Genomic DNA, 17,687 nt, shown 5'->3' with positions numbered 1-17,687 from the left:
ATAACGAAAAAGGAGTGTTGAGCGCGTGTCTGATACTTACAAACAAGCAGGCGTGGATATCGCAGCAGGCAACGAAGCGGTAGAGCGGATGAAAAAGCATGTCAAAACGACTTTCCGACCGGAGGTCATGACAGATCTGGGTGGTTTTGGCGCACTGTTCAAGCTGAATAAAGACCAATATGAAGAGCCGGTACTCGTCTCAGGCACGGATGGCGTCGGCACAAAGCTGAAGCTCGCATTTGCGATGGATCAACACGATACCATCGGTATCGATGCGGTGGCGATGTGTGTGAACGATATTGTGGTGCAAGGCGCAGAACCGCTCTTTTTTCTCGACTATTTGGCGTGTGACAAGGTCATTCCATCCAAGATTGAATCCATTGTCAAAGGAATTGCGGACGGCTGCAACCAGGCCGGCTGTTCGCTGATCGGCGGCGAAACCGCGGAAATGCCGGGGATGTACAGTGAAGGCGAGTATGACATTGCAGGCTTTACCGTCGGGATTGTCGACAAAAGCAAAATGATCAACGGGTCGAATATCGCAGCGGGCGACACGGTGATTGGACTGGCTTCTAGCGGCGTGCACAGCAACGGCTTCTCGCTTGTACGCAAGTTGCTTCTGGAGGATGCGGGCTATTCGCTGCAGCAAGAGATTCACGAATTGGGAGGACGTCTTGGCGACGTGCTGCTGGTGCCAACCAAGATATATGTGAAGCCGCTGCTTGGTTTGTTGAAGGAGATTGAAGTGAAGGGCATGGCGCACATTACGGGCGGCGGATTCATCGAGAATATTCCGCGCATGCTGCCGGATGGCGTCAATGTCGACATCGAATACGGTGCTTGGCCGATTCTGCCGATCTTTAAGCTGATGCAGGAGAAAGGCAAGATTTCGAACAAGGATATGTTTACGACATTTAATATGGGAATCGGCATGGTTCTTGTCGTTAAGGAACAGGATGCTGACGCGACGCTTCAATTCCTTCGTTCCGCTGGCGAAGAGGCTTACGTGATCGGCCGAGTGACGGAAGGCGAGCGTATCGTAACCTTCACGGGAGCTGAGGTGTAATGAGTCCGTTTCGCATAGCCGTTTTTGCTTCCGGAAAGGGCAGCAATTTTCAGGCATTGGTGGATGCGCAGTTAAGCGGTGCCTTGGGTGGCGATATCTGCCTTCTGGTATGCGACAAGCCGCAGGCTCCCGTGGTGGAGCTGGCGGCAGCGGCGAATGTGGATACCTTTGTATTCGAGCCGAAGGAGTATGCCTCAAAGGAAGAGTATGAACGGAATATTGCAGCAGAGCTTCAGCAGCGCGGTGTCGAATTGATTGTACTTGCAGGATATATGCGATTATTAAGTCCGTCTTTTGTGGAGTTTTACAGCGGCCGAATCATCAACATTCACCCTTCCCTGCTGCCTGCTTTTCCCGGTAAAGACGCGATTGGACAAGCGCTTGCCTATGGTGTGAAAATGACCGGAGTTACCGTTCATTTCGTGGATGGCGGCATGGATACCGGGCCCGTTATTGCCCAGAAGGCCGTTGAGATCAAGAAAGGCGATACCGCGGAAGTGTTGGCGGAGCGCATTCATCATGTGGAGCAGAAGCTGTACTCGGAGGTCGTATCCTGGTTTGCTCAGAGGCGGATTTCGCTGAATGGGCGGAATGTGACGATTGCCGAATAGCCTCTTGTAATAATAGCGGACAAGGTCTTGCGGCGAATCGACATGTTCGATATTTCTCGGGAAATAATTTGCAATTATGGATGTTCGACAGCATCTAAGGAATCAAGACAGGCTATTATGATTTTCATTCAATATAGGGGGTATGGACGTGGGTATCAAAAGAGCTTTGGTCAGCGTTTCGGATAAAACCGGCATCGTGGAATTTTGCCGTGAGTTGTCTTCATTGGGTGTAGAGATCATCTCGACTGGGGGAACCAAGAATCTTCTTGCACAGGAAGGAGTACCTGTTATCGGTATTTCGGATGTGACGGGATTCCCGGAGATTCTGGACGGACGTGTAAAAACCCTTCATCCTGCGGTACACAGCGGTTTGCTTGCTATTCGCGACAGCGAGGAGCATCAGCGCCAAATGCAGGAGCTCGGTCTCGATTATATCGATATGGTTGTCGTTAATCTGTATCCATTCCAGGAAACGATTGCGAAGCCGGATGTCGAGTATGAAGATGCCATCGAAAATATCGACATTGGCGGTCCAACCATGCTGCGTTCTGCGGCAAAAAACCATGCTTTTGTAAGCGTGGTTGTCGATGCGGCGGATTATGGCAGTGTGATCGAGGAAATCCGCGGTGGTGGCGACACCACGTTGGAAACCCGCAAACGTCTGGCAGCCAAGGTATTCCGCCATACAGCGGCTTACGATACACTCATTTCCGACTATTTGTCGAATGTGATGGGCGATCCGCTTCCTGAGCGCTTCAGCGTGACGTATGAGAAAATCCAGGATCTTCGTTACGGCGAGAACCCGCATCAGAAGGCGGCCTTCTATCGTAAACCGCTGGCTCCGGCGGGTACCTTGACGACAGCGGAACAGCTGCACGGCAAGGAGCTGTCCTATAACAATATTAACGACGCGAATGCGGCTTTGCAGATCGTGAAGGAGTTTGACGAGCCGACGGTAGTGGCCGTGAAGCATATGAATCCTTGCGGTGTTGGCATTGGCACCAACGTATTGGAGGCTTATCAAAAAGCGTATAGCGCCGATCCAACCTCCATCTTCGGCGGGATTGTGGCAGCGAACCGGACAATTGACGCTCCGACAGCTGATCTGCTGAAGGAGATCTTCCTCGAAATCATCCTTGCACCGGACTTCACGCCGGAGGCGCTGGAAATTCTGACAAAGAAGAAGAACATCCGTCTGCTGAAGATGGGCGAGTTCGGTTCTGCCAAGGAGCGTCAGAGCACGCTTGCCGTAACGACGATTGAAGGCGGCATGATCGTCCAGGAAAGCGACGTGCATTCTCTGGATGTTGCCGATCTGAAGGTCGTGACGGACCGTGAGCCTACTGAAGAGGAGCTGAAGCAGCTGCTCTTCGGATGGAAGGTTGTCAAGCATGTGAAATCCAATGCGATTGTATTGGCTGCGGACAACATGACCGTTGGCGTTGGCGCAGGTCAGATGAACCGCGTCGGCTCGGCACGCATTGCGGTTGAGCAAGCCGGCGAGAAAGCGAAGGGGGCTATACTGGCCTCCGATGCATTCTTCCCGATGGGAGATACGGTTGAGCTTGCAGCGAAAGCCGGCATTACGGCGATCATCCAGCCGGGCGGCTCCATTAAGGATGAGGAATCCATCAAGGCAGCCAATGAACACGGCATCGCCATGGTCTTCACCGGCGTGAGACATTTCAAACACTAATGAGGATGGCAACAAAGTCTCTCTTGTTGCAGCCATCCGGTGCAGTTCAAGGGACCCCTTAATCCCAACACAGACTGAGGCGACGCTGCGCTTAGCGGGCGCCGCCTTTAAGTTTAGGGGATGAAGTGGACGTTGGGCGTTGAGCCAGGCTGCCGAAGAGGTAGCACAAGTCCCTTTTCGGGACTTGGAGCCCGAGCAGGCGGTCGTCATGGTACATTTGATTTTGCACTATGAATCATTCATGCAATGAAACGATGTGAATACCTGAGATGAATCGGGAGGGAAGATCCATGGATATATTGGTGATCGGAGGCGGTGGCAGAGAGCATGCCATCGTATGGGCACTGTCGAAGAGTCCGAAGGCTGGCACGATATACTGTGCACCTGGCAATGCCGGAATCGGGCAGCTGGCTGAGTGCGTGCCCATCGCGGTATCGGAGTTTGAGAAGCTGGCTGCATTTGCGGTAGAGAAGCAGGTGGGACTTATCGTCGTTGGTCCGGATGATCCGCTGGCAGACGGCATTGTCGATGCGTTCGATGAGACAGGCATTCCTGTCTTTGGTCCACGTAAAAATGCTGCCGAGATTGAAGGAAGCAAAACCTTCATGAAGGATTTGCTCCACAAGTACAGTATTCCGACAGCGGCTTATGCGAAGTTTGACGATTACGAAGCTGCACTTGCTTATTTGCGCCAGCAACGCGCGCCAATCGTTGTGAAAGCGGACGGGCTGGCAGCAGGCAAGGGTGTTACCGTTGCACGCACGCTGGAAGAAGCAGAGCAGGCGCTCAGCGACATCATGCAATCGAAGGTATTCGGCGATGCCGGAAGCCGGGTCGTCATTGAGGAGTTTCTGGAAGGCCAGGAAATGTCGATTCTGGCTTTTGTCGACGGTGAGACCGTGAAGCCGATGTCGGCAGCCCAGGATCACAAGCCGGCCTACGATGATGATCGGGGACCGAATACGGGAGGAATGGGAACCTATTCGCCATTGCCTCATATTCAGCCATCCATTATTGAAGAGGCCATTCAAACGATTATCAAGCCGACAGCAAAGGCGATGGTAGCTGAAGGGCGACCGTTCCGCGGGGTTCTGTTTGCCGGATTGATGATCTCACCGGACGGCAGGCCGAAGACGATTGAATTTAACGCCAGATTTGGTGATCCAGAGACGCAGGTAGTATTACCGCGCCTGAAGACGGATCTTCTGGAGGTGTTCCTGTCTGCTGTAAATGGCACCTTGGCTGATCTGGAGCTGGAGTGGAGCGATGAAGCGGCTGTATGCGTTATCCTGGCCTCTGGCGGCTATCCGGCATCGTATCCGAAAGGGATTGCTATCACGGGTCTGGAGGACGAGCAGGACAGCACCATAGTATTCCATGCGGGAACTGCACGCGACGCGGAAGGAACGTGGAGAACGAACGGCGGACGCGTACTCGGCGTTGTCGGTTTAGGCGCAGATATCGCTTCTGCACGGGCAAAGGCATATGAACGGGCAGAAGGCATCACGTTTGAAGGCAAGTTTAACCGGACGGATATTGCACTCAAGGCACTCAGATGATAACGGAAATGCTAAATAGCAGAAGTATTCATTAACGAACAAGAACAGCTATCATAAAAATTTGAAGGGCTGCCGCCGATCTTTTTTTAGATCGGGATCGGTAGTCCTTCTGTTTTGTATGATCATTTAGAGGAAACTGAAGGACTGCCTTGGATCTTTTTTAGATCACGATCGGCGCTCCTTCCGTTCCGTACTGTGAGAGCATAAATGCTGGAGGAACGGTCTTTTTCGCAAGCAATAGATGTATGTGGAGCCTCATTAACGCCTATCGTATTAGTGTGCAAACGTTTGTTCAATTGATCATCAATTATTGTGAATTCTTGTCTTAATTAGCGAGCATAACTACAGGATTGCACAGCGAATGCACAACTATTTTTATGATAACTTACGAAACACAGCGATAATGGAAGATAATATAGGATTAAATGCCTATTTCGAGGAAAAATGATCTGTGCAAACGTTTTTACATTCGATATTAAATGTTGTATGATGTTTTCAGTGAATGAAGCGCTTTCTCAACGGGATTTTTCCAAAGTATCTCGCCAGATGCTACATAAAAAAAGAGACACTGAAAATTTTCTGAAATCGTTTGCGCAGATTTCCAACATTTTCTGATCATTTATTTGAGAGGGGTAATCATGGAATGAAGATGAAGAAGTTACTCACGCTAGCTGCAACCTTCACGTTGGCGTTCTCCATTACAGCATGTGGAGGAAACACAGCTGCTCCTGCTACAGAGGCACCTGCTGAGAATCCACCAGCACAGGAAACGCCGGCTGAAAATACAGAAGCACAGGAACTTAAGCCAGAAGAAGGCGCTAAATTGATCGTATGGGAAAGCCGGGACGAAAGAGCCTACACGGACGCGGTGGCTAAAGAATTTACCGAGAAATACGGCGTTGAAGTGACCATCGAAGAATTGTCTCCAACCGATCAAGTAACCAAGCTTGCACAAGACGGTCCATCCGGATTGGGCGCTGACGTAGTATTGTTCCCTCACGATAACCTGGGTAAAGCAGTAGCTACAAACCTGGTTCTGCCAAATGACTTTTACGAAGAAAAAACAAAGAGCAGCAACACGGAAGCTGCCATCCAAGGTGTAAGCTATGACGGCGTTCTGTACGGATACCCGCGCGCTGCTGAAACTTACCTGATGTACTACAACAAGGACTTGGTAAAAGAAGTTCCAACATCGATGGAAGAAGTTATCGAATTCAGCAAAACGTTCACCGACAAATCCAAGAACAAATACGGATTTATGTTCGAAACGGGCAACCTGTACTTTGCATATCCGTTCCTTGCTTCCAACGGCGGATACATCTTCGGTAACGGCGGTGCAGATGTCAACGATATCGGTCTTAACAATGACGGCGCGGTTAAGAGTATGGAAGTATACGCTAGCCTGAAAGAAATTCTTCCCGTTAAATCTGGCGACATTACACCGGATATCAAACGCGGATTGTTCACAGCCGGCGACCTGGCTATGGACATCAACGGACCTTGGGAACTTGGCGGATACAAAGAAGCGCTTGGCGACAAACTCGGCGTTGCTCCAATCCCAACGATTGGCGGACAGCCTGCCGTATCGTTCTCCGGTATCAAAGCATGGTACGTAAGCTCATTCTCGAAATATCCGCAAGCGGCTCGTCTGTTCGCTGACTTTGCAACTTCCAAGGAAGCTCAATTGCAGCTGAGTGCATTGGTTGGATCGGTTCCAACAAACAATGAAGCTCAAGAAGACGATCAAATCAAGAATGACGAGTATGTATCGGCATTCACGGAGCAGTTCAAATCTTCCCAGCCGATGCCATCCGTTCCTGAAATGGCTAACGTATGGTCTCCTGTAGGCGCTGCACTGGCTGAGATTTGGGATAACAACAAAGACGTTAAAGAAACACTGGATAAAGCTGTGAGTCAAGTTAAAGATCTTAACAGTGGTGGAGCTGCTAAGTAATAGCGTTCTTATATAATACGAGAAAGATGAAGAAGTTCACCCGCCGAACAACCGGCGGGTGATTCCTCGATTATATGGAGAGGAGAATGGAGGGAGCATGCGTCAACATCGTATGACAGCGGCCATATTATCAGCCATCTGTATGGGTCTGGGTCAGCTTTACAACCGGCAATGGATCAAAGGCGTTCTTTTACTTATCGTAGGTGTATTCAGTCTGTACTACTTCATAAACAACCTGGGTGATGCTATCTGGGGAATGATATCGTTAGGGGAACAGGGAAGTCATTTAGAGAAGGTGAACGGCTTAACCCAGATGGTTGCCGGAGATCATTCCATCAACCTGTTGATTGAAGGTCTTATCACTTTGATTTTGTTTGCGATTTTTCTGCTTGGTTACTATGCCAATATCAGAAACGCATATAATGCTGGAAAACAAAGGGAAAAGGGTGTGAAACCCAACAATTTCAGACAGACCCTTTATTATATTTTTGAGTGGAAATTCGCCCAATCATTCCTGACCTTGCCTGCCATCGGTATTTTATTCTTTACTGTCATGCCGATTATCTTCATGGTCTTGCTGGCGTTCACGAACTATTCTGCTCCGAACAACCTGCCACCGGCAAATCTGGTAGACTGGGTTGGTTTCCAAACCTTTACGAATCTGATTGCATTGAAATCGTGGAGCCATACCTTTTTCGGCGTCCTGACCTGGACGATCATTTGGGCGGTGCTTGCAACGGTAACCACGTATTTTGGCGGGGTGCTCGTTGCACTGCTTATTCAGCAAAAAGGAATTCGCTTCAAAGGCGTATGGCGCGTTATTCTGATCATTCCATATGCAATTCCGCAGCTGATTTCATTGCTCGTTATGCGTAATATGTTTAACGGGCAGTTCGGACCGATCAACCAATACTTAAGATATTTCGGTTTGGAAGGCCTGCCTTGGCTGACAGATCCGATCTGGGCAAAATTCACCGTTATTATCGTAAACATGTGGGTAGGTATACCTGTATCCATGCTCCTGGTCATGAGTGTCCTGACTACGATTCCGAAGGATCTCTACGAAGCCGCGGACGTGGATGGGGCAACCGGGTTCCAGAAGTTTAAAATCATCACCCTGCCGATGATCATGTTCTCAACCGCACCGGTTCTGATTACGCAATTCGCCGGTAATATTAACAACTTCAACCTGATCTTCCTCCTGACGAACGGTAACCCGGTTGTGGGAGATTATCAGTACGCGGGAGCTACGGACCTGCTGGTTACCTGGCTCTACAAGCTGACTTTGGATCAGCAGAGATACAGTATGGCATCGGCAATCGGTATTATCATCTTCATGATTATTGCGTCCTTCTCGATTTACAATTATCGCCGAACCAGATCATTTAAAGAGGAGGATATGATCCAATAATGGGAATTAAAACGAGAAATGCGATTCGCCTGACGGCAAGTTATATTACACTTGTTATCATCGCGATCGGCTGTATTTACCCGGCGCTCTGGATTGTTCTGGCTTCTTTCCGTCCCGGAAAGTCATTGTACAGCAAGACTCTGATTCCAGAATCATTTACACTTAGTCACTATAAAGAGTTGTTCACATCCCAAAGCTTCCTGTTTGGTACATGGTATATGAACACATTGAAAATAGCGGTATTCTCCATGATTATCGGGACCATTCTTGTATTGCTTACAAGTTATGCCGTATCCCGCTTCCGGTTTAAGGGTCGGCAAAATGCACTATCGACCATTCTTGTGCTGGGGATGTTCCCCGGCTTCATGAGTATGATCGCACTGTACATTTTGCTGAACTCTCTGGATCTGCTGAATACACATGCAGCTATGATTATTGTGTATGCCGCAGGGGCGCCTCTGGGCGGAACGCTGATCATGAAGGGCTTCCTGGATACGATACCGCGAAGCTTGGATGAAGCGGCGAAAATCGACGGAGCAACCAACTTCCAGATTTTCCGCAGAATCATTCTGCCGTTGTCGAAGCCAATGATTACGTATATGGGCTTGACGATGTTTGTTGGACCGTGGGTAGACTTTATCTTTGCCAGACTTGTGCTCCGGACTAAAGAAAACTGGACGCTTGCCGTTGGTCTGTGGGATCTCGTCAACTCCACCCAGGACAGTAACTTTACTCTGTTCGCAGCAGCCTCAGTGCTTATCGCGCTGCCGATCACCATTCTGTTTATCTTCCTGCAGCGTTTGCTGGTGGACGGTATGACGGCAGGTGCAAGCAAAGGGTAGCATGCAACGGACTCATCATCAGACCTAAAGATAGACAGAACAGCGAAGAGACACAGCCGGTAACCGCTTGCTGTGTCTTTTCGTATTTTATGAATGCTACGCAGGGGGTACATACATATGAACATGGCAAGGCGCTTTCAATTTAGGGCAGTCGGAATGAAGCTGTTTGTTATCTTTTTTGCAACAATTGTGCTGTTATCTTCGGCCTTGGGGTTGTTATCGTATTTCATATCCAAGGATACAGTTATGGATCAGGTGTCTGAAGCGACATCGGGTCAGATGATGCAGGCGGCGGACAAGCTGGATTTCCTGCTGTCCCAGTACGAAGCCACTTCCCGTCAATGGGCGCTGGATACGGTGCTTCGTGAGGATCTGGTTACGGTCAGTTCTTCAGACATCGGTATTCGGGAGAAAACAGAGGCTGAGAACCGTATCCGTGAGAAACTTAACGGGACGGCCTCTTCGGATGGTCGTATGCAGGGCATGCGCCTGGTGGCACCCAGTCTAAGTGCACAAGGCTCCTATAATTCTACAGGTTTGTTGGGATTGTCTTCTGCGGACAGCATCAAGTCCAAAATCGACCAGATCATTCAAGCTGATGGCGAGCCGGTATGGTTCCCTACGGAAACCAAAGGATTTATGGAGAATGAGAAAAGCCCCACCATGACAATGGGGAGATTGCTGAAAAACCTCAAAAATCCAAATGCGCAGTACATCCTCCTGATGGATATTAAGGATCAGGCCGTGGGAGAGGTGTTGGCTAATTTAAAAATAGGGCATAACGGGCAAATGCGAATTGTTGCCGCAGATAACCGAATCGTACACGATATGGATCCGGCGCAACTAATGCAGCCGTCCACCATTACGGTTCCTGAAGGTGCTGCAGAAGGAGGGACCTATTATACTGCGAATGAGCAGATGGTCGTGTATACGCCTCTGAAGACGGCTCCTTGGTACATGGTTGGCTTTGCTCCTGTCAGTGATTTCGTGAAAGCTACAGATAAGCTGCTGACCGTAACGCTTGTTGTCATTGCAGCTGCGATTCTGGTTGCAGTGCTGATCGGATACTATATGATGCGCACTATCGGCCGTCCACTGAATCAGATGTGCAGTTTGATGGAAGAGGGGGAGCAGGGAAATCTGAGGGTTCGGACAGATTTTCAGCGTGTGGATGAGATTGGCCGCCTCGGCCACAGCTTCAACCAGATGATGGGGCAAATCTCAGCCCTGGTTGACCAGACGAATGCTTCCGCGAAGGAAGTGCTGGCTACCGCGGAGGAACTGGCAGAAGCGTCAAGAGGAACCTCACTCACAGCTGGCGAAATTGCGGCAGCGATGGAGCAGATTGCGCAGGGCAGCGGAAGTCTCGCCATGGAAGCCGAACGGGAGAATCAGCTGGCCGAGAACATCGGGGTCCAGATGAGCAAGGTTTCAGATTCCAATCAAGTGATCGAGGCCGCAGCGGATCGCGTACTTCGGGTGACGGGAGAAGGTGCACTGCATATGGACAGTCTGGTAGAGAAATCCACGCGGATCAATCAGGTGAACCGGGCAATCGTTCAGAATGCGGAGAAGCTGAAGGATAATACCTCGTCGATTCACAGAATATTGGAACTGATGTCGGAGATTACGCACCAGACCAACGTGTTGTCCATTAACGCTACCATTGAAGCAGCCCGGGCCGGGGCAGCAGGCAGCGGCTTCATGGTCGTAGCTAATGAGGTGAGAAGCTTGGCGGACCGTTCCAAGGAATCGATCCAGACGGTGGGCGCCATGATCCTGGATATACGGACCGAAGTGCAGGGCTCCGTCGACGCGTTAACGTCGGCATCGCCGCTCTTTGACGAACAGCTGCATTCGGTACAGGAAGCGCAGGGGGTATTCGATAATGTGCGGCACGAGATGGATACCCTCTTAACCGAGATTAGCGAATCGACTCATGCCATAGAGGGCCTGATCGAATCCCAGCTCACCTTGACCGACTCCATCTCGGAGGCAAGCTCGATCGTACAAGAGACCAGTGCCGCCACAGAGGAGGTCGCTTCGATGTCATCCGAGCAGTTCAAGGTAAGCGAGAAGCTGGTTGTTCTGTCCTCGCGATTGGAGGAGCTGTCGGAGAGCTTGCGGCAGTCATTGGTGAAGTTCAGGACGTAAATAGCTTTGGTTAACCATGTGCATTGCATAATGTGAAGGCCGTGCAGCACTTCGCATACGGATCATGCTTCCGATCCCTGTTATCCCCGGAATTCTATTGAAATCATATCTAATGATGAATTCCGGGGATAAAGGGGACCACTTCGTTTCTCCAGCATGATTCCGCCTGCTCCGTCGAAGCCTCGCCTCTGTGTATGCATTTCGCTGCACCCTCATTGCAATAAAAGCAATTTACTCTCGGGGTGTGGATATAGAGGGTAAAATAATATCGAGCCGATGAAGGGAAACACCCTCATCGGCTCGTTTTTGTTGTCCGCGGTGCGCGTCGTTAGCTGCACGAAGACCGGCTCCGGGAATAATCCCGGAGCCGGTGGGCTTGATATGGAGTCTGCGAAAATAGCCTAGCCCATTAGGGGCTTACGGCTGCCAGTTCACGTTGACCGTTGCCGTGCCGCTGGCTGGAGCGGTGAAGCTGTGATTGCTTCCGCCCTCCCATGTTACCGTTGAGCCTTGTTTCTTCAAGAATTTGAATTCAATGGTTTTGCCGGCAGGCACGCTGACGTCATAATACCAGGTTGGGTACTGGTAGATGACCTGGTTGTACAGCGGGCCGATGGCCTTGGCTGGGTCCCAGTTGCCGAGCTCGCTTACGCTGCCTGAGAGGTACACGTTCTGCCCGAGAGCGGTTGTTGCATTGTTGATCACAAAGCGGACGCTGACCTGATCTCCGGTCAGTACTTCGAAGTTGTCATACACATTACTTGAAGCGCCACCGCTGTTTGCGATTTTGATGTTATATACGCCACCGGCAACCGCTGGGATTTTCACTTTGATCTGCGTATCTTCCCAAGCTGTAATGTTGGCGCCTGTAACGGCTGTCGTTCCGAAGTACACGGTACCCTTGCTTGCGCCGAAGCCGCGGCCGTCAATGGTGACGGTTGCGCCCGGTTTTGCCATCATCGGTCCTACATGTCCTATGGTTGGAGCGGTAGTCGCTGTAGTGTACTGCCATACTGCCGTGCCGCCTGCTGCCAGCGTGAAGTTGGAAGCAGCCCCGCCGGAGCTGACGGTAAGTGAATTACCGTTCAGGAGTCCGCCCAATACATCCGCGTAGTTCCCGGCAGGAAGCGAGGTGGCCAATCCTGTAATCGAGGCTGGCGTGTTCACGTTACGGTTCACAGCGATGACAGCTACGCTGTTGCCGAATTTGCGTTCATAGATCAGCACATCGTTGTTGATCCAACGCTCCTGCGTCGTTCCGTAAGCGATAGCCGGGTTTGATTTACGCAGAGGCGCAAGCTTTTGAATCACTTGGTAAGCTGTAGTCGTTGTGGAGAAAGAAGGGATCCGTGCCCGGTTGTTGGGATCGTTCCCGCCGGCCATATATTGTTCAGTTCCGTAATAGATGGCTGGCACGCCACGGGAAGTGAGTGTGAAGGCCAGGGCTTGCTCCAGCTTCCGTCGGTTGGCATTGCTGTCGTGGAAACGCTCCATGTCATGGTTGTCGATGAACGTTACCTGATCCTCCACTTGGGCATGATCGGTCGCTGAACCCTCCAGCATGGACTTCAGACCGTACATATTGTCCGTGTTGTCTCTGAATACCTGACGAACCTTCTGGGCGAATCGGAAATCAAGCAGGCTCATGCCGGATTCGTTAGCGAATTTGTGGTTTTCGGCGCTTACTTCATTCACGCCCAGGAACCATTCCCCGAAGGTGAAGACCGGCTTGTAGTTGTTGACGGTGGCCATGAAACTCTTCTGCCAGCCAAACGGCATGTGCTTCACGGCGTCCATCCGAATGCCGTCAATGCCAAGATCGAGCCACATTTTGACGGCGTCCTTCAGATAGGTGTCCACCGTGCTGTTGTTATGGTTCAGGTCAGCAAGGTCATACAGGTTTTTGTAAATCCCGTTCTCTGTCGTGGAAAAATCGGTGCCTCCGTTATGGTGGAACAGATTTTGCGTATCGCCTGTGTATCCCCCGAGCAGGGTGCCATTGTTGTACAGCTTGCCGTTTTCTGCGAATGAAGGCTGGTCAGAGGAGGCGGGAGATGTATGGTTAGGAGCAAAGTCAATGATGACTTTAATGTTCTTGGCATGAGCGGCAGCGATAAGATTCTGGAAATCGGCAATCGTGCCGTAAGCCGGGTTGGTCTTCTTGAAATCTCGGGCCCAATAGCCGTGATAAGCGGTGTTGTTAACACCGGAATAATTGATGACGCTGTAGATATTCTCAACCGGCTGGGAGATCCAGATGGCGGTAACGCCCATTCCGGTAAGATAGCCGTCGTTGATCTTGTTGATGATTCCTTGCCAGTCACCGCCGCAGTACAGTCTAAGGTTGGTGCAAGTACCGTCAAAGGCAGACCCGGTCGGGTTGTTGGAAGCATTGCCGTCGGAGAAACGGTCAGTAAAAATCTGATAGATGACATCCGTACTGAAATTCTGCTTGTTGGATACCGAGGTATCCGGGGCCGCGTATGCTGGGCCAAACAGGCTCAAGGTAAGGGATAAGCTAAGGGCTAACGCGGTGGTCAGTTTGTAAAACTTCTTCATTGTATACCTCCTATGTAATTGAGAATGAAATCTTGGTTCATCTTGCTAACTGGCTGCTTCAGCATCACCTCCAACAAAATCGGGCAACAAAAAACCCCGGCATCTCCTGAAGAGAAACCGGGGTTGTTCCATACCGGTGTGCGGTTACGGAATGCATGGCCCTTAAATTATGCGAGTGTTTGATTTCAAAATTATTGTAATTGAAAGCGGATTCAAGTGTCAATATTTAATATCCAATTCAATGGAAATATTTAATGATCCACCATGAAATTAAATTTTATAATTTATATTTAATATTGAAACAAAATTTTACAGGCTCTATAATAAGATTTAGGAAACGTTTACATTTATAAAGGCTTCTCCGCTTCTGTTTGTATGTCATTAGTATAGATTTTAGAGTTGGATATCTTTCGTTCGGTTGTTTTGATTATAGCTGGTTGTTCAATGGATTTTGTCGTAATGGAGGGGAGGACTCGGTGATGAATGTGGAAGCTGGCGCAGCGAAGCTAAGATTGGGCATTAGAGGATTGAGAGCGGCATGCGCTGCCGTAGAGCGTGAGATTGCTGCAAGTACGACACCCGGCGCGGTGCTCGGCGTTCTCCACCAAGACAGGGACTGGTACTACGCAGCAGGTTATGCCAATCCGAAGCGGATTCAGGGTCAGCCTGTATCTACCCGTGAGGAGACGTTATATGATTGCGCATCCTTGACCAAGGTGGTAGTCACACTCCCGTTAATTCTGCAACTGATCGATGATGGCGTTCTGACCTTGACCACAAAAGTGAGTGATATTCTGCCTTCATTCGGTTCGACCGGTAAAGAAGGGATTACGGTAGGGCAGCTGCTGACACATACTTCCGGGCTTCAGGCCGATATGAACCTGCATGCCCAGGGCTGGAGCAGAGAGCAGATGTGGGATGCTGTTCTTGCATCGCCGCTCGCTGCCAAACCGAATATTGAAGTGATTTACAGTGATCTGGGATATCTCACCCTGGGCCGCATCATTGAGAAGGTGCTGGGTATGCCACTAGATCAGGCGGCAAAACAGCGGGTTTTCGATCCGCTGAATATGCGTCATGCGACATTGACGCCTGATCCGGAACAGACCGAACGCTATGCTGCAACGGAATATGATGAGACCCTACAAGGTCATCTATGCGGAATCGTACATGATGAGAAGGCCCGGGCCTTGGGTGGCATATGCGGCCATGCCGGAATGTTTGCGACCGCAGGCGATCTGCTGTTGTACGCCCGCATGTGGCTTGGACAGGGGACAATCCCGGCAGCCCCGCATACGGAGGTGACAGGCCATGTATCACGGATTTTATCTCAAGCTGCGGCTGGTACCGCTGTACGTACCCATACAGGGCATATTCAAGGATCGAACCGCGGTTTGGGCTGGGTTCTGAAAGGGGATAAGATGGATGCTTCCGGGGATTGGATGAGTCCTGGATGTTATGGACATACCGGATTTACCGGTACCAGCCTGTGGATCGATCCCGAGTTTGATCTCGCGGTCGTTCTGCTCACCAACCGTGTATACGGAGGGAGGAGCACAAGCGTGGCTCAGCTGCGTGCCCAGGTCCACAATGCCTTGACAGGAGCCGTGGCTAAGTAATCAGCGGTAAATGAAGGATAATAATGACACCTTATGGACAGCTGCCAAAGTTTGATTAGCCAGGGGAATATATATCCAAATTCCGCGAACAAAAGATTGGATTATCCGGTCCCGTTTCGCTTCACGTTAACCGGAACGGGACCTATAACGAGAAATTGAGGAGGGAACACGCTATGACGACCCTAACCTACAGGTCTTATCGGCCTGGAGATGAAGAAGGCATCACAACCTTATGGAATGCCTGTGTGCCGGGAGATCCCATCACCCGTCTTCGCTTTCGAAACTTGGTGCTGCTGGACCCGAACTTTGATCCGCAGGGCCTGCGGGTTGCCGAGCTGGAACATCGGATTGTAGGCGTCCTGTATGCGGTGCGCCGGAGACTCCCGATGATCGGAACCGAGCTGGAGCCGGATCGGGGCTGGATTACCTTCTTTTATACCGATCCGTCGATGCGAAGACAGGGCGTTGGGGCGCGGCTGCTTCAGGAAGGTGAGGATTTCCTTCGATGCCATGGACGCCGTACAGTTTTTTTCTCCTCTTACGCCCCGAATTATATGGTCCCGGGTATCGATGGCGAGCGGTATCCTGAGGGCCTTGGATGGCTGCAAGCCAGCGGTTTTACCCGGAATTACACGGCGGTTGCAATGGATCGCTCCCTGGTTGATTTCCATATGCCGCTTGAAGTTGCGGAGCTGAAGCAGCAGCGCGAGCAGGAGGGCTTTACCTTTCAGCTGGCTCAGGACGGCGATCTGGTGGAGCTGATTGATTTTGCAACGGACGTGTTTAACCCTGATTGGGGCCGGGCGATTCGTGAGGGATTGCTGCAGCAATTAAGAACAGATCAGATCTTGATTGCGGACGAGCAGGGGAAGCTGGTTGGATTTTGCCTGCATGGCGGATACGAGGGCGTTGCTGAACGATTCGGCCCGTTTGGAGTGGACCCGTCGATGCAAGGGAAGGGCTTGGGAAAAATTCTGCTGTATGACTGTCTCGCCCTTATGCGGGCTCAGGGGCTGCATGGTGCGTGGTTCCTCTGGACGGGCGAGCAAAGCCCCGCAGGACATTTATACCGAAAAGCCGGGTTTCACGTGACGCGCCGGTTCGATATTATGAGCAAGCCGCTTCAATAAAATAGATTCTACGACTTTTTCTACAAAGGAGAGATCAAATTGACGGAAGCAAAGCAGCATCACATTTTGGCGATTGGCGGACATGCGGGGGATATGGATCTTACGGCAGGAGCGGTCATAGCAAAATACACGCAGGCCGGGCACCGAGCAACGTTTCTTCATTTAACGCCGGGGGAGAAGGGGCATCCTCGGATGACGCCGGAGGATTACGCGAAGCAGAAGATTGACGAAGCTCATCAATTCGCCGAAATTGTTGGCGCGGATGTCCGATTTCTTGCTTATAAGGATGCGGAGCTTCCGCTGGACGAGGAAGTGAAGTATCAGGTAGCCGATGTCATACGGGAAGTGAAGCCGGACATTATAATTACCCACTGGAAGGAGAGCATTCATAAGGATCATGCCAATACACACTATATCGTGGAGGATGCGCGATTCTATGCGGGGCTGAAGACCATTGAGCGCGAGCTTCCATCCCATTATGCCCAGCATTTATACTATGCGGACAATTGGGAGGATCCGTATGATTTTCATCCCGAGGTATTTATCGATATTCCGGAAGAAGCCTATGAAACTTGGGTAAGAGCCATGAATGTATATGCTTACGCACGCGGGGAAACCTACGGCTTCCCGTTCATCGAATATTATAAGGCACTCACGATTGTACGGGGAGCGCCGATGAACTTCAAGCGGGCACAGGCTTTTGCGGTTCCGAGAGGCACAATGACCAAACGATTACAGTTTTTCTAAATATATGGTTTCACATCCAGTCATCTGGAATAATACCTAATGAAATCGCAAAAAAATTGTGAGAAATCCCAAAACATACACTGACATTATAAACATCTTTTGATATAATGAGTGATGTTACGGGGGAACACGTACGGAATCATATAGAGAATATACATGAGAGAGGAAGACTTCCATATTGGAGGCTTCCTCTCTTTTCATGCGCGTAGAAACCGGGCGGGATGCAGAAGAACCGATGTTGCATTTTTTGAATTCCATGGTATGATGTATTTGAAGAATCTTAAATTAAAGATATATAAGCTGGATATCAGGGCAGACTTTGATGGAATTGCAGACTGT

12 protein-coding genes are annotated in these 17,687 nt (G+C 50.4%); 11 read left to right on the top strand and 1 reads right to left on the bottom strand.

Features of this window, described 5'->3' with window-relative positions:
• Positions 1-25: 25 nt before the first annotated feature.
• The 8 genes from purM to B9D94_RS24095 all read left to right on the top strand — a co-directional run bounded on the left by purM (position 26) and on the right by B9D94_RS24095 (position 11,293).
• Positions 26-1,066, top strand: a complete 1,041-nt coding sequence (purM, locus tag B9D94_RS24130) for a phosphoribosylformylglycinamidine cyclo-ligase (RefSeq protein WP_006208289.1) — start codon at positions 26-28, stop codon at positions 1,064-1,066.
• The gene (gene purN, locus B9D94_RS24125) at positions 1,066-1,677 is read left to right on the top strand and encodes a phosphoribosylglycinamide formyltransferase (RefSeq protein WP_063478597.1); all 612 of its coding nucleotides are present in this window, start codon (positions 1,066-1,068) and stop codon (positions 1,675-1,677) included. Before purM ends, purN begins: the two co-directional genes overlap by 1 nt.
• A 148-nt stretch (positions 1,678-1,825) precedes the next feature.
• A complete protein-coding gene (purH, locus tag B9D94_RS24120) occupies positions 1,826-3,373 on the top strand; it encodes a bifunctional phosphoribosylaminoimidazolecarboxamide formyltransferase/IMP cyclohydrolase (protein ID WP_148248157.1) in 1,548 nt (515 codons plus the stop codon).
• Positions 3,374-3,663: 290 nt separating this feature from the next.
• A complete protein-coding gene (gene purD, locus B9D94_RS24115; protein WP_148248156.1) occupies positions 3,664-4,932 on the top strand; it encodes a phosphoribosylamine--glycine ligase in 1,269 nt (422 codons plus the stop codon).
• Positions 4,933-5,575: 643 nt separating this feature from the next.
• Positions 5,576-6,886, top strand: coding sequence for a sugar ABC transporter substrate-binding protein (locus B9D94_RS24110; protein ID WP_006208294.1), 1,311 nt, complete (start codon positions 5,576-5,578; stop codon positions 6,884-6,886).
• Between the two features lie 97 nt (positions 6,887-6,983).
• The gene (locus B9D94_RS24105; RefSeq protein WP_006208295.1) at positions 6,984-8,297 is read left to right on the top strand and encodes a sugar ABC transporter permease; all 1,314 of its coding nucleotides are present in this window, start codon (positions 6,984-6,986) and stop codon (positions 8,295-8,297) included.
• Complete coding sequence (locus B9D94_RS24100) at positions 8,297-9,139, top strand: sugar ABC transporter permease (RefSeq protein ID WP_006208296.1); 843 nt, start codon at positions 8,297-8,299, stop codon at positions 9,137-9,139. Before B9D94_RS24105 ends, B9D94_RS24100 begins: the two co-directional genes overlap by 1 nt.
• A 117-nt stretch (positions 9,140-9,256) precedes the next feature.
• Positions 9,257-11,293: a methyl-accepting chemotaxis protein gene (locus B9D94_RS24095; RefSeq protein WP_063478599.1), complete on the top strand. Its 2,037-nt coding sequence runs from the start codon at positions 9,257-9,259 to the stop codon at positions 11,291-11,293.
• A 417-nt stretch (positions 11,294-11,710) separates the two neighbouring features.
• Here the strand turns inward: B9D94_RS24095 and B9D94_RS24090 are convergent, their stop codons facing one another.
• A complete protein-coding gene (locus tag B9D94_RS24090) occupies positions 11,711-13,852 on the bottom strand; it encodes an alpha-amylase family glycosyl hydrolase (RefSeq protein WP_148248155.1) in 2,142 nt (713 codons plus the stop codon).
• A gap of 479 nt (positions 13,853-14,331) precedes the next feature.
• On the opposite strand from B9D94_RS24090, the gene B9D94_RS24085 reads away from it, so the two are divergent.
• From B9D94_RS24085 to B9D94_RS24075, 3 genes are all read left to right on the top strand, one after another.
• Positions 14,332-15,471 carry a serine hydrolase domain-containing protein gene (locus B9D94_RS24085; RefSeq protein ID WP_148248154.1) on the top strand — a complete coding sequence of 380 codons (1,140 nt, stop codon included), beginning with the start codon at positions 14,332-14,334 and terminating at the stop codon, positions 15,469-15,471.
• A gap of 173 nt (positions 15,472-15,644) precedes the next feature.
• On the top strand, positions 15,645-16,601 hold the full coding sequence (locus tag B9D94_RS24080; protein WP_148248153.1) for a GNAT family N-acetyltransferase: 957 nt from the start codon (positions 15,645-15,647) through the stop codon (positions 16,599-16,601).
• 39 nt (positions 16,602-16,640) lie between these two features.
• A complete protein-coding gene (locus B9D94_RS24075; protein ID WP_148248152.1) occupies positions 16,641-17,348 on the top strand; it encodes a PIG-L deacetylase family protein in 708 nt (235 codons plus the stop codon).
• Positions 17,349-17,687 lie beyond the last annotated feature (339 nt).

Origin of the sequence: Paenibacillus sp. Cedars (genome assembly GCF_003184205.1) — a bacterium.
Classification (GTDB): domain Bacteria; phylum Bacillota; class Bacilli; order Paenibacillales; family Paenibacillaceae; genus Paenibacillus_AQ; species Paenibacillus_AQ glucanolyticus.
Note: the sequence above shows the minus strand (reverse complement) of the source record. Positions and strands in the feature narration are given on the sequence as shown.